Source organism: Streptosporangium sp. NBC_01639, from assembly GCF_045209755.1.
Taxonomy (GTDB): Bacteria; Actinomycetota; Actinomycetes; order Streptosporangiales; family Streptosporangiaceae; genus Streptosporangium.
The window spans coordinates 4105610-4118005 of record NZ_CP109272.1 but is presented as its reverse complement, the minus strand read 5'-3'; the positions used below and the strand labels follow the sequence as shown (position 1 = coordinate 4118005).

General features: G+C 70.8%; 13 protein-coding genes. 6 read left to right on the top strand and 7 right to left on the bottom strand.

All coding sequences use genetic code 11. The features are described 5' to 3' along the window. Positions 1-4 precede the first annotated feature (4 nt). Positions 5-1153 carry an S-adenosylmethionine:tRNA ribosyltransferase-isomerase gene (locus OHA77_RS18680; protein WP_406319290.1) on the bottom strand — a complete coding sequence of 383 codons (1149 nt, stop codon included), beginning with the start codon at positions 1151-1153 and terminating at the stop codon, positions 5-7. Further along, entirely contained in the window at positions 1150-1815 is a 666-nt protein-coding gene (locus OHA77_RS18675; protein WP_406319289.1) for an SDR family NAD(P)-dependent oxidoreductase, read from the bottom strand. The genes OHA77_RS18680 and OHA77_RS18675 overlap by 4 nt, the downstream gene beginning before the upstream one ends. A 176-nt stretch (positions 1816-1991) precedes the next feature. On the opposite strand from OHA77_RS18675, the gene OHA77_RS18670 reads away from it, so the two are divergent. Together OHA77_RS18670 and OHA77_RS18665 are read left to right on the top strand one after the other, a co-directional pair. Beyond that, positions 1992-3113, top strand: coding sequence for a GAF domain-containing sensor histidine kinase (locus OHA77_RS18670; protein ID WP_326819391.1), 1122 nt, complete (start codon positions 1992-1994; stop codon positions 3111-3113). Beyond that, positions 3110-3751, top strand: a complete 642-nt coding sequence (locus OHA77_RS18665) for a response regulator (RefSeq protein ID WP_406319288.1) — start codon at positions 3110-3112, stop codon at positions 3749-3751. The genes OHA77_RS18670 and OHA77_RS18665 overlap by 4 nt, the downstream gene beginning before the upstream one ends. 154 nt (positions 3752-3905) lie before the next feature. Here the strand turns inward: OHA77_RS18665 and OHA77_RS18660 are convergent, their stop codons facing one another. Continuing rightward, positions 3906-4625, bottom strand: coding sequence for a hypothetical protein (locus OHA77_RS18660; protein ID WP_406319287.1), 720 nt, complete (start codon positions 4623-4625; stop codon positions 3906-3908). Positions 4626-4691: 66 nt separating this feature from the next. Between OHA77_RS18660 and OHA77_RS18655 the strand changes: the two genes are divergently transcribed. From OHA77_RS18655 to OHA77_RS18645, 3 genes are all read left to right on the top strand, one after another. Further along, positions 4692-5486 (top strand): ABC transporter ATP-binding protein, encoded by a 795-nt coding sequence (locus OHA77_RS18655; protein WP_406319286.1) that lies wholly within the window; start codon positions 4692-4694, stop codon positions 5484-5486. Positions 5487-5698: 212 nt separating this feature from the next. Further along, positions 5699-6454, top strand: coding sequence for a sulfite exporter TauE/SafE family protein (locus OHA77_RS18650; RefSeq protein WP_406319842.1), 756 nt, complete (start codon positions 5699-5701; stop codon positions 6452-6454). 29 nt (positions 6455-6483) lie between these two features. Further along, entirely contained in the window at positions 6484-6711 is a 228-nt protein-coding gene (locus tag OHA77_RS18645) for a hypothetical protein (RefSeq protein ID WP_326819395.1), read from the top strand. A 75-nt stretch (positions 6712-6786) separates the two neighbouring features. Here the strand turns inward: OHA77_RS18645 and OHA77_RS18640 are convergent, their stop codons facing one another. The 4 genes from OHA77_RS18640 to OHA77_RS18625 all read right to left on the bottom strand — a co-directional run bounded on the left by OHA77_RS18640 (position 6787) and on the right by OHA77_RS18625 (position 11049). After that, positions 6787-7653: a Rieske (2Fe-2S) protein gene (locus OHA77_RS18640; protein WP_406319285.1), complete on the bottom strand. Its 867-nt coding sequence runs from the start codon at positions 7651-7653 to the stop codon at positions 6787-6789. A gap of 89 nt (positions 7654-7742) precedes the next feature. Next, positions 7743-8297 carry an HD domain-containing protein gene (locus OHA77_RS18635; RefSeq protein WP_326826970.1) on the bottom strand — a complete coding sequence of 185 codons (555 nt, stop codon included), beginning with the start codon at positions 8295-8297 and terminating at the stop codon, positions 7743-7745. Positions 8298-8398: 101 nt separating this feature from the next. After that, a complete protein-coding gene (locus OHA77_RS18630; protein WP_406319284.1) occupies positions 8399-10564 on the bottom strand; it encodes a molybdopterin-dependent oxidoreductase in 2166 nt (721 codons plus the stop codon). Positions 10565-10788: 224 nt separating this feature from the next. Next, on the bottom strand, positions 10789-11049 hold the full coding sequence (locus OHA77_RS18625; RefSeq protein ID WP_406319283.1) for a hypothetical protein: 261 nt from the start codon (positions 11047-11049) through the stop codon (positions 10789-10791). A 472-nt stretch (positions 11050-11521) separates the two neighbouring features. On the opposite strand from OHA77_RS18625, the gene OHA77_RS18620 reads away from it, so the two are divergent. Further along, positions 11522-12382, top strand: coding sequence for a helix-turn-helix domain-containing protein (locus OHA77_RS18620; RefSeq protein WP_406319282.1), 861 nt, complete (start codon positions 11522-11524; stop codon positions 12380-12382). The last annotated feature ends 14 nt before the right edge of the window (positions 12383-12396 follow it).

Below are 12396 nucleotides of genomic sequence, written 5' to 3'. Positions count from 1 at the left end.
GCGATCAGGGGAGGATCAGATGGGTGTCGCCGAACTCGTGCCAGAGATAGCCCTCCCTGAGCGCCTCCGCGTAGGACGCGGAGAGCAGCTCGCCTCCGGCGATGGCGGACAGCATCAGCAGGTGGCTGGAGCGCGGCTCGTGCAGGCCGGTGACCATGCCGTGCACCGCCCGCACCCCGGTCGCGGGGGTCACCAGGTGGGAGGTCCAGCCCTGTGCCGCCCGGACACGGCCGTCGGGCAGGGCGGCCGTCTCCAGCGCCCGAACCACGGTCGTGCCCACCGCGATCACCCGGCCGCCGGACTCACGCGTGAACTCGACCTGCCGCGCGGTCGCCTCGGGCACCTCGAACCGCTCCGGGTAGGGCGGCTCGTCCTTCTCCGGGGAGGCCACCCCGGTGTGCAGGGTGATCGGCGCGATGCCGACTCCGTGCGAGACCAGCCGGGTCACCAGCCCGGTGGTGAACGGCCGCCCCGCGCTGGGCATCTCCGCGCTGCCGTACCGGATCCCGAACACGGTCTGGTAGTCGGCCGGCGGCCAGTCCCGCTTCACATAGGAGTAGCGGATCGGCATGCCGTACCGCCGTAGGTAGGAGGGGACCTCGCGGTCCAGCCGGGCACGCCACAGGCGCGGGGTCTCCCGTTCCAGCAGGTGCAGTGTGGCCCCGCCGGGTAACGGCAGCCATTCTCCGGGCACGCCCCCCGCGTAGGGCTCGCCGGCCGGGTCCGGGTCCGGGTCCGTTCCGGGCGCCTGCCGTTTCACGGTGCCGGCCGTGCTCGTCCCGGACTCCCGCGGGTTCCGCGCGTCCTGCGCGGCGTCCCCGCCTTCGGGTCCGGTTCGGCGTCCGGTCCGGTGGCGCAGTTCCACCAGCCAGGTTCCGTCCTCGCGCTCCGTGGAGAAGTGCACCGCCAGCCGGTCGAGCCGGACGGCGGCCGGAAGCGTGGCCGAGTTGTTGACCACCAGCAGGTCACCCGGCTGGAGCAGGCCGGGAAGATCGGCGAACGTGTGGTGGCCGATCCGCCCGGTGCCGTTGTACGAGACCAGGAGCCGCACCCCGTCGCGGGCCAGCCCCCGCGCCTCCGGCGGCTCGTGTGCCTCCAGGTCGTGCGGGAGGACGAACCCCGATGCCATCACGTCCGGTACGAGCGCGCTCACGGGTGGCTCACCCGGCCGCTCACCGGACGCTCCTCGATCAACCGCCGCAGGGTGGGCACGACCGTCTCCGCTCCCGGGGCGGAGGCCGCGTCCCCGGCGCCGATCGCGTCGGCCAGCATCGCCGTGTTCATCTCGCCCGGGTCGACCCACCAGACCGCGACCCCGGGCTCCTCGACGGCCAGCACGTTGGAGAGCTGGTCGAGGGCCGCCTTGGTCGCCCCGTACCCGCCCCACCCCTCGTAGGCCTGCGCGGCCGCGTCCGAGGAGATGTTGACGACTGCGCCCCGACGCTCCCTCAGCGTGGGCAGGAAGGCCTGGACCAGCGCCAGCGGGGCCAGCACGTTGACCCTGAACAGGTCCTCCAGCACGTCGAGCGGGTAGCCGGCCAGGGGTGGAAGCGGAACCGCGCCCAGCCCGGAGGCGTTGTTGACCAGCAGGTCCAGCCCCCCGTGGTCCCGTACGGCATGCGCCAGCCGGTCCCGGTGGGCCGGGTCCGCGACGTCTCCGGGGAGGGCGAGGGCGCCGAGTGCGTCGGCGACGGGTTCCAATGTGTCCGCGCCCCGCGCGGTGAGGAGCAGCCGCCAGCCGTCCGCGGCCAGGGAACGGGCCAGCGCCAGGCCGAGCCCTCGGGAGGCGCCGGTGATGAGTGCGGTTTTCGTCATACCCTCGACGGTAGGAACCAGCTGCCCCGCGCACATCGGTCGCAGGGCCCGGCCCCGGCTGGGCTGTTGGACCTAGGGCGCTGGACGGATCCGTCCGGTGCGCGCGGCGCCTAGGGTTTTTCATTGACGTCCTCCCTACGGCTGAAGCCCGGGGTCTCCCCGCTCAAGGAGATTCGATGAACGAAGACCGGGACGCCGTCCTGCAGGCCGTGAGCTCGGCCGTTCTCGCGGTGACCAGGCACCTGTCGGTCCGGGAGGTGCTCCAGGTCATCGTGCGGTCGGCGGGGCAGCTGCTGGACGCCCGCTACGCCGCACTCGGCGTGCCCGACGAGGAGGGGGCGTTCGCCGAGTTCGTCGCCGAGGGCATCTCGGCTGAGGAGTGGGAGGCGATCGGGCCGACGCCCCGCCAGCACGGCATGCTCGGCGCGATGCTGCGCGAGGGCGCGCCGGTCCGGCTGCCCGACATCCGCAGGGACGCGAGGTTCGAATACTGGCCGCGCGCCCATCCGGTGCTCAAGGACTTCCTCGGAGTCCCCGTCCTCGACGGTGACGAGGTGCTCGGCATCCTCTTCCTGTCCAACAAGCGGACCCCCGGCGGGTTCACCGAGGCCGACCAGCGGCTGCTCACCATGTTCGCCGCGCACGCCGCGATCGCGCTCACCAACGCCCGCCTCTACGAGCGCGGCCGGGAGCTGGCGTTGGTCGAGGAACGCACCCGCATGGCGCGGGAACTGCACGACGCGGTGACCCAGAAGCTGTTCTCGCTCCGGCTCACCGCGCAGGCCGCGGCCTCGCTGGTGCCCCGCGACCCCGCTCGGGCGCTGGCGGAGATCGAGCGGGTGGAACGGCTGGCGGGGGAGGCCCTGGCCGAGCTCCGCGCGGTGATCGTGGAGCTCCGCCCGGCCGAACTCGGCCGCCACGGACTGGCCGAGACGCTCCGCAAGCACGTGCGCCTGCTGGACCGGCTGCACCCGGCCTCGTTCACGTTCGACGAGTCCCCGGTGTGCGCGCTCGAACCGGCCACCGAGGTGGTCGTGCTGCGGGTGGCCCAGGAGGCGCTGCACAACGCCTCGCGGCACTCGGCGGCGCGGGCCGTCGGGGTGTGGCTGGGCTGCCGGGGAGACCGGGTGATCCTGGAGGTGCGCGATGACGGGGCCGGGTTCGACGTGACCGCGGCCACCGGGCGGGGACTGGGCATCCCGTCGATGCAGGACAGGGCGCAGGCCCTGGGCGGGAGCGTGTCGGTGACCTCGGAGCCGGGCCGTGGGACCCTGGTGCGGATGGAGGTGCCCACGTGATCCGCGTGCTGATCGCCGACGACCATCCGGTCGTCCGGCAGGGTCTGCGCACCTTCCTGAACCTGCAGGACGACGTCGACGTGGTCGGGGAGGCGGCCGACGGCGCCGAAGCGGTGGACCTCGTCGCGTCGCTCGCTCCCGACGTGCTGCTGCTCGACCTGAAGATGCCGGTCCTCGACGGCCTGGGCACGCTGGTCCGGCTGGGTGAGCGAGGCCTGCGCCCGCGCGTGCTGGTGCTGACCTCGGTCAGTGATCGGGAGGACGTCGCCCCGGCGATGCGGGCCGGCGCGTCCGGATTCCTCTACAAGGACATCGATCCGGCCGCACTCGTCCAGGCCGTCCGCGCGGTCCACAGCGGTCAGGTGCTGCTCGCCCCCGAGGCCGCCGAGGCGATGCTGTCCGGCCCCGTCCCCCCTCCCGCGGCGGCCGGGGCGGGCAGACATGTGGCACCGCTGACCGACCGGGAGCGCGAGGTGCTCACCCTGATCGCCTCGGGCCGGTCCAACCGCGAGATCGCCCGGGAGCTGGCGGTGGCGGAGAAGACCGTGAAGACCCATGTCTCCAATGTGCTGATGAAGCTGGGTGTGCAGGACAGGACCCAGGCGGCCCTCTACGCGGTACGGCACGGCCTGGCCTGAAGGGGACGCCATCGCGTAGCGGGTCGTCGCGCAGGTCCCGAGGTCACGGGCCTTCCTGGCCTGAGCGGGACGCCATCGCGTAGTGGGTCGTCGCGCGGCTCCCGATGTCACGGGACTTCCTCCTCCGGCGGTCGCCGGAGGGCCGGTCGCCGCGTCAGACGAGCTCGGTGATGGCGTGGTGGGCGGCTACCCGTGCCCGCCGTACCGCGCGGTCGAGATCGCGCAGGGCGTCACTCCGGGTGGTGATCTGGACCGAGGTGAGGCCCCGGTCGTCGGCGACCTGGAGCACCGCGGCGAGCCGGGCGGCGAGGGCGGCGACCCGGTGGGCGCGGGCCGGGTAGCCGGGGGCCAGGCCGTCGTCGACGGCTTGCACCCGCCGATGGCCCTGGGCCGGGCCCTCCACGGCGAGCAGGGCGTCGGTGGCGGCGCGCATCGTGAGCGTCAGGGTGTGCTCGGCCTCGGACAGGGAGGGGATGTCCGGAGCACTGAGGCCTGCCTCTGACACGCTCCAACGCACCCCGGCGTACGATGACCCGCGGCGGTCCCGCACGGGGACCAGGCCGAGGCACCTGCCCGGGAGCACGGCTATCGCCGCCTGTCCGGCCTCGATGGCCGCGGAGTTGAAGGAGGGCGGGCCGGTGAGTCCGAGCGGGTCGCCCGGGACGGGGAGGGCCAGGCGCAGGGATTTCATGCCCTCGACCCGCAGGTCGGCGAGGAAGGCACGGAGGGGCAGGTCGCCGGTCTCCCCGGCGACGAGTTGCGGGCCGGCCAGCCGCTCCACGCGGTCGCCGGCCTCGTCGAGGCCGGCCTGGCCGGTGAGCCAGGCGTTGCCCCAGCAGACCAGGGTGGCCGAGATCGGTGAATCAAGGTGCACCGATCCACGATATGCGCTTGTCCTGCAATAGGTTTTGTTCGAGCGATTAATGAGGAGGCGTAGGGGATGGGCGGTCAGGTGCTTCGGCTACAGGACGTCACCGTTCGCAGGGATGGGGCGGTCCTGCTGCGAGACATCGACTGGACCGTTCACGAGGACGAGCGGTGGGTCGTCATCGGCCCCAACGGTGCGGGAAAGACGACGCTGCTGCAGGTCGTCGGGGCGATGCTGTTCCCCTCCGAGGGCATCGTGGAGATCCTGGACGAGCGGCTCGGTCAGAGTGACGTGTTCGAGCTGCGATCCCGCGTCGGGCTCGCCAGCGCCGCGTTGGCCGAGAAGGTGCCGCCGGAGGAGAAGGTCATCGACCTGGTGCTCACCGCCTCCTACGCGATTCTGGGCCGTTGGACGGAGGAGTACGACTCGGACGACGTCACCCGCGCCGTCGAGTTGATCGACCAGTTCGGCGCCGCCCACCTGATCCGGCGCCGGTTCAACACGCTGTCGGAGGGCGAGCGCAAGCGGGTGCAGATCGCCCGGGCGCTCATGCCGGACCCCGAGCTGCTGCTGCTGGACGAGCCCGCCGCCGGGCTTGACCTGGGTGGCAGGGAGGATCTCGTCCGCCGCCTGTCGACGTTCGCGCACGATCCCAAGGCACCGACGATGGTGCTGGTCACCCACCATGTGGAGGAGGTGCCCAGCGGATTCACCCACGCGTTGCTGCTCCGGCACGGCTCGGTGGTCGCCCAGGGGGAGATCGACCAGGTGATGACCGCCGACAACCTGTCCCGGACCTTTGACATCCCCCTCAACCTGGAACGGGGACCCGACGGCCGCTGGTACGCACGGGCGAACCATCTCTGAGAGCCGAGGTCCGGCGGCCGTCCGGGCGGCGGCGGCCGGCCACGCCGTTCCGGTGGCCACCGTCGGCCTGGAATCGGCGCCGCGCGGCTGAGCCGCGGGTGCGGGGGTGTCGGGGACACCCCCGCCGCCGGTCGGGGTGCGCTCCTCTCCTAACATCCGGTGAGTGCCGTGCACCGTCGACGGGCGCGAGCCGGATGAACGAGAGGGGCGTCATGACGCCGTGGGAGATTATTGCGATCTTCGTGGCCGGAGTCGCGGCCGGGGGCATCAACGCGGTCGTCGGCTCGGGGTCGCTGATCACCTTCCCGACGATGGTGGCGCTGGGGATCCCGCCGATCGTCGCCAACGTCTCCAACAACATCGGGCTGGTGCCCGGGTCGCTGACCGGCGCGCTGGGTTACCGAGCCGAGCTCGGCGGTCAGCGTGACCGGCTGATCCGGCTGGGGGCCGCCTCGGTCGCGGGCTCCCTCATCGGCGGTGTGCTGCTGCTCTTCCTTCCCGGCGACACCTTCGACGTGGTGGTGCCGATCCTGATCGGTCTGGCCTGTGTGCTGGTGGTGATCCAGCCCCGGCTCAACAGGTGGCTGAGCGCCCGCAGAGAGGACCAGCACCCCCACGGCGGACCGTGGCTGTGGGTCGGGGTGTTCGCCGCCGGGATCTACGGGGGCTACTTCGGCGCGGCCCAAGGGGTGCTGCTCATCGGCCTGCTCGGCAGTTTCCTCGACGACGACCTGCAGCGGGTGAACGCCGCCAAGAACGTGCTCTCGCTGCTCGTCAACGGCACCGCCGCGATCCTGTTCATCGCGGTCGCGGAGGTGGACTGGCGGGCGGTGGCGATGGTGGCGCTGGGCGCCACGATCGGTGGTTTCCTCGGGGCGAAGGTCGGCCGGAAACTGCCCGCGCCCGTTCTTCGGGGCTTCATCGTATGTATCGGCATCCTGGCGATAGTCAAACTGGTGTACGGATGAAATCAGCCACTTATGGGCATAAAACAGTTATGAAGGGCGACAAGGTAGAGATCGTCATCGACGCGGGCGAAAGTTCGCGTACCTACGAAGTCGTCGCCACCAAGGCGGGCCGCCGGGTCGAAGTGGTCAACAGCCGGGGTGGCGTGGTCGAGGTGAGCGAGGTGACCCGCAGCGGTACGGCCGTACGCACCGCACGGTTCATGTCCAGCCGTATCCTCGCCCTGGTCGAGCACCCGGCCGACGGCAAGCCCGACTAGGTCGAGGGCCCCGCTGAGCGTCCGGACGCCGAGCCGCTGTGCTCACCTGCCGAGGCGTCCGGTCGCCCAGCCCGTTCAGCTCTGGGAGGGGCGGACCTGGAGCACGCCGTCACCGCGCACCCGGGTCTCGAAGGACGGCTGCGGAGCCGTGGCGGGGCCGTGCGCGACCGTTCCGTCCGACAGTCGGAACGTGCTCCCGTGCCAGGGGCACACCACGCAGGCGGAGCCGTTCTCGGAGACCAGGCGTCCTTGGTGCAGCGGTCCCGCCAGGTGGGAGCAGCCGTCGGCGAGCACGGTGACCTCATCGCCTCTGCGTAGTACGAAGAGGTCGATGTAGCCGAGCCGCCGGGTCACCGGGCGACCGTCCGGCAGGCCGCCGACCTCGCACAGGTTGTGCCAGCCCAGAGGGACCAGGTGGGTGACCGACTCGGCGTGGTTGGCCCCGGCCGCCTGCCGGTAGGCCAGATGTCCGCCGAGGTAGCCGCCCAGGCCCGCGGCGCTCAGCCCGGCGAACGACAGCAGTCTGCCGCGCCGCTCGTCTCCGGCGAGCCGGAAGGCCAGCGAGCCGGCGTAGAGCCCGAGGGCGGTCAGGTTGGTGATCGCGTGCACGAATCCGACCCGCTGCTGCTCCCTGTGGAGCACCGACCAGTCGGTGACGCCCGCCGCCGCCGCGGGGGCGGCGCTGGCGATCCCGCCGAAGAGCAGCGCGCGCGAGGCACGTGGATCCGCGCGGATCGTGTCGAGCACCGCCACCGCCGCCCAGAGGCCCAGGCTGATGTTGGCGATCGGTGGATGCATGGGTTTACCGAGGGGCACCCCGTGCAGCAGGTCGCGCAGCCGTCCCGGCCTCAGCCGCCGGCGCACGGCCCTGCTTATCACCTGGATCTGCCGGTCCATGCCGGTCGACCGCTCGATCCGGTCGGTGAGGTCTACCGGACCCATCAGGCGTCCGAAGGTCCGACGTCCTGTTTTCACTGTTTCCTTCACTCTCGCCCCCTTTTCGACCCATAGGGACTTACCCGGTAACGGGGTTATGCACGCGCCAAATGCCCCCGGCTGACGGAGAGTTCGATGATTTCGGTGGCGTAGGCGCCCAGTGTCGCCGACCCCTCCTCGATGATTTTCACCTTCTCCAGCACCTGTGGGGCCGTCACCTTGTAGAGCGACCAGGTGCCGCCCTCGTTGTGGTGGTTGGCCATGATCGGCGCGATCCTGTCCAGGGCCTTGGCGAACCTGGCCTCCGGAGTCTCACGCTCCTCGAACTCGTCCCACAGCGCGCGCAGCCGCGTCGCCTGGTCCGCCGGGAGCAGCCCGAAGATCCGGTCGGCGGCCTTGCGCTCGATCCCGAGCTGGGCCTCGACGGCGTGGGTGTCGTAGATGAAGGTGTCTCCGGCATCGATCTCGACGATGTCGTGGACGAGCAGCATCGCGACGACCTTGTCCAGGTCGGTGCCCGGCGGGGCGTGCTCGGCCAAGACCATCGCCAGCATGCCCACGTACCACGAATGCTCGGCGTCGTTCTCCCGCCGCGACCCGTCCATCAGGGTGTTGCGGCGGACGATGCGTCTGAGCTTGTCTATCTCCATGGCGAAGGCGAGCTGAGCGTGCAGACGGTCCTGTTCTGGAGGGGTGGTCACCTGCGCAAGCCTAATGCGCGTCGATCCCCATTTTCCGAACGATCATGTGATCATGCCGGACTGAGCGTGACCGGAACCCCGTTGAACACGGCGTTTCCGGAGGGGATATCGATCACGGTCTCGTCTGTCAGCGTGTTCGCGTTGACTCCGGCGTGTCCCGCCGCGACGCGTTGGACGGTCCCGGCGTGTCCCCACCCGTGGGGCAGGCTCACCACCCCCGGCATGATCGTTTCAGTGGGCTCCAGCGGGACGACGAGCTCCCCGCCGGCCGAGCGCACCAGCGCGCGCTCGCCGAGCCCGAGCCTGGCCACGTCGCCCGGGTTGATCTGCAGCGTGCACCGGTTGCTCCCGCCGACCAGCGGCTCCACGTTGTGCAGCCAGCTGTTGTTGGAGCGCAGGTGGCGCCGCCCGATCAGGACGAGCTCCGTGGGCCGTGCGGCCGGCCGCTCCCGCAGCCGTGCGAGGTCGGCGACCAGCGGGTGCGGAGCCAGCTCCACCCGTCCCGAGGCCGTGCACAGCACCTCTGCCAGCCGCGGCCGCAGCGCGCCCAGGTCGATCCCGTTCGGATGGGAGCGCAGCCCGGCCAGTGACAGATCGTAAGGACCGAGCTTGAGCATGGCGTCCAGCCGCCGCTCGGCCCCGGTGGCCCCGTCCAGCGAGGCGCGTAGCTCGGCCACATCCCGGCCCTCGACCGGCGAGCCGGGTGTCCCGACGGCCCTGCGGAGCATCCGGTCGATGATCAGTTCGTCGAGCGGGGCCGGGTCGGCGTCGGCTCCCTGCCCGGAGGCGATCATCGTCAGCCGCGCCAGGATCTCGGCCTCGGAGGGCCGCCCCGGCTCCAGCGGCAGGACCGGCGGGGAGAACCTCGCGTAGTTGCGCACCGCGAAGGAGAGCAGCGAGAAGTCGTAGTGCGGCGTCTGCAGCACGCGCGGCGGCGGCAGGATGACGTTCGCGTGCCTGGTCGTCTCGTTCAGGTACGGGTCCACGCAGACCATGAACGCAAGGTCGCGGAAGGCCCGGTCCAGGCGGGGACCGCCCGGCGCGGACAGCACCGGGTTGCCCGCCACCGTGACCAACGCCCTGACCTGCCCCGCGCCCGGGGTCTCGATCTCGTCGGCGAGAGTGGCCACCGGTAGCTCGCCGTTCGCCTCCGGCAGCGCGCGGACCCGGCTGTGCCAACGCCCCGCGGCGTACGGCTTGCGCCTGCGACCGGTCTCGACGGCGGGTTTGGCGAACATGACCCCGCCGGGCCGGTCGAGGTTGCCCGTCAGGACGTTGACCACGTCGACCAGCCACTGCGCGACGGTGCCGAACTCGGCGGTGCAGGTGCCGATGCGGGCGTAGACGGCGGCCGTGGGAGCCGCGGCCAGTTCGCGGGCCAGCCGTACGATCTCCTCGGCGGGCACACCGCACATCCGCGCCATGGCCTGCGGGGTGAACTCCTTGGCCAGCCGCCGGACCTCCTCCAGGCCGTCGACCTCGACGCCGACCGCGGTGAGGTCCTCCGCGAAGAGGGTGTGCACGACGCCGAGCAGCAGGTAGGCGTCGGTGCCGGGCCGTACGAACAGGTGCTCGTCGGCCAGGGCGGCGGTCCTGGTGCGGCGCGGGTCGACGACCACGAGCCTGCCGCCCCGCCTGCGCAGCGCCTTGAGGCGGCCGGCGAAGTCGGGGGCGGTGCAGAGCGAGCCGTTGGACTCCAGCGGGTTCGCACCGAGCATCAGCAGGTAGTCCGTGCGGTCCAGGTCGGGCACCGGGATGGCCATCGGATCGCCGAACATGAGACCGCAGGAGACGTGTTTCGGCATCTGGTCGGCGGTGCTGGCGGAGAACACGTTGCGGGTGCCGAGCGCCCTGATCAACGGCCCGCCGTACAGGGCTCCGGCCATGGAGTGGGCGTTCGGGTTGCCGAGGTAGACGGCCACGGACTGGCGGCCGTGGGTGTCGACGACGTCCCGGAGCCCCTGGTCGACCAGCCTGAACGCCTCATCCCAGGTGGCCTCGCGCCACTCGTCGCCGACGCGGACCATCGGGACGCGCAGCCGGTCGGGGTCCTCGTCGAGGCGGCCCAGACTCGCCCCCTTGGGACAGATGAACCCCTTGGAGAACGGGTCGTCCGGATCGCCCTTGACCGAGGTGACGTGCCCGTCACCGTCCAAGGTGAGCCGCAGGCCGCAGACGGCCTCGCAGAGGGGACAGGTCCGGTGCGCGGTCACCATCGGCACTCCCTGAGTTCGGTGGGTGAACTCATCATGGTCGTGGACCGGGGCGAAGGGAAGACCCGGCGCGGGAGACGGCCGAGACGCCGGCGTCACGGCCGGGCGGCGAGGCCCGTCCGGCGGGATGACGCGTCCTGCCCGCGCGGGACGGTCGGAGGCGGAGCTGATCACCCTGGAGGCCGACCTACGCGTCCCGCCCGCGCGCGAGGCGGTCGTCGCGGGGGTCACGCGGCGACGCCGCCGTCCACCTCCTCTTCGGGAACGGGTGCCAGGGCGAGTGCGGGAGCGGCGATCCGCTCGGCTCTGAGCAGGTCGAAACGGGGCTCGCGGTAGTGCCGGGCGCCGAACCCGGTCCTGGTCACGGTCCAGCCGAGCCGGTAGGCCCACTCGTCCTGATCCATGCAGAGTTCTCGGTCGGCGGTGTAGGTCAGATCGGCGACGAAGGCCCTGATTCCGTGGAGTGCGTAGGTACCGTGGAAGGACATAGGAGTCTCCTGTCGCGGCTCTGATGCGGAGTCCTTGGGCCGGCCGGGTCGCCTGCCGCCGACCCGCTCTCTCTGCGTCCGACCTCTCTGCGCCCGACCGGGCGCCCTTGGTCCGGGTGGCACCGAAGCGAGGTTTCGTGTCGCCGGCCGGTTCTCCGGCTCCCCCGTTCTGCTCCGGCGGGTGAAGACGGCGCCTTTGCCGATCGGATGCGCGCCCGTGCACCCCGCGCACGGTCCGTCGAGAATCCTCAGAACCACCCTCGGATGATCGCCGGTGGTCTCCCCGATCTTCCGGGAACCTTCCTGTTCCGATAGTCGCTCAGGAAAGATTTCCCTGCAAGGCTTGCCGTAAGGAAAACAGCAATAATCTTGCCCGGATGCACTGCAATGATCTGTGTAATTTGCACTACCATTTGTATGGGTTCCTGGTGGGGCCATACCGGCCCACCCGCCATGCTGTGCGGAGGTCGTGATGCCGGAACGTGGCAGTCCAGCGCTCCGTCGACGCCGACTGGGCATGGAACTGCGCCGGCTGCGTGAAGGCCTGGGCATGACGGGTGACGAGGTGTCCGACCGTCTCGGCTGGTCGACCGCCAAGATCAGCCGGATCGAGAACGCCAAGACGCTGGCCGGCCAGGTCGACGTCGAGGCGCTCGTCGAGCTTTACGGGGTCGACGGAGCCCTCCGGGGGGTCCTGGTCGCACTGCGGGACGACGCCGCCCAGAAGGGGTGGTGGGAGAAATATCGCAATTCCATTCCCGACGAATACATCACTCTCATCGGGATGGAGGCGGAAGCCACCGTGGTACGGAACTGGGAACCCCAGGTCGTGCCCGGCCTTCTGCAAACCGAGGAATATGTCCGATCGGTCGTTCAGGCGAACCAGCATGCCAGCCAGGTTCCGCCGAGCTGGCTTCAGAACCTGGTCAAGATCCGGATGACACGGCAGCGCACGCTGCTCCACGAATCCGACCCGCTGACCCACGTGAGCGTGTTCCACGAATCCGTGCTGAGGAACCAGTACGGCGATGCCCGCGTCATGCGGGATCAGCTCGGCTACCTGATCGAGGTCTCCGGGCTGCAGCACGTGGAGTTGAGAATCCTTCCCCAGGATGTTCCGCCTCCGGTGTCCACCGGGGCGTTCGTGCACCTGAAGTTTCCCGACTTCCCCGACGTGGTCTACACCGAGTCTCTCTTCGGCGGGCGATTCGTGGAGGACGCGGAAATGGTCTACGGGTATGAGCTGGCTTTCGGGCACCTGATGGAACGGGCTCTCGACGAAGTGGCGTCACAGGAACTGATCAGAGAGACGATCACATACTGGAACAAGTAGCGGCGGGCTGTCGC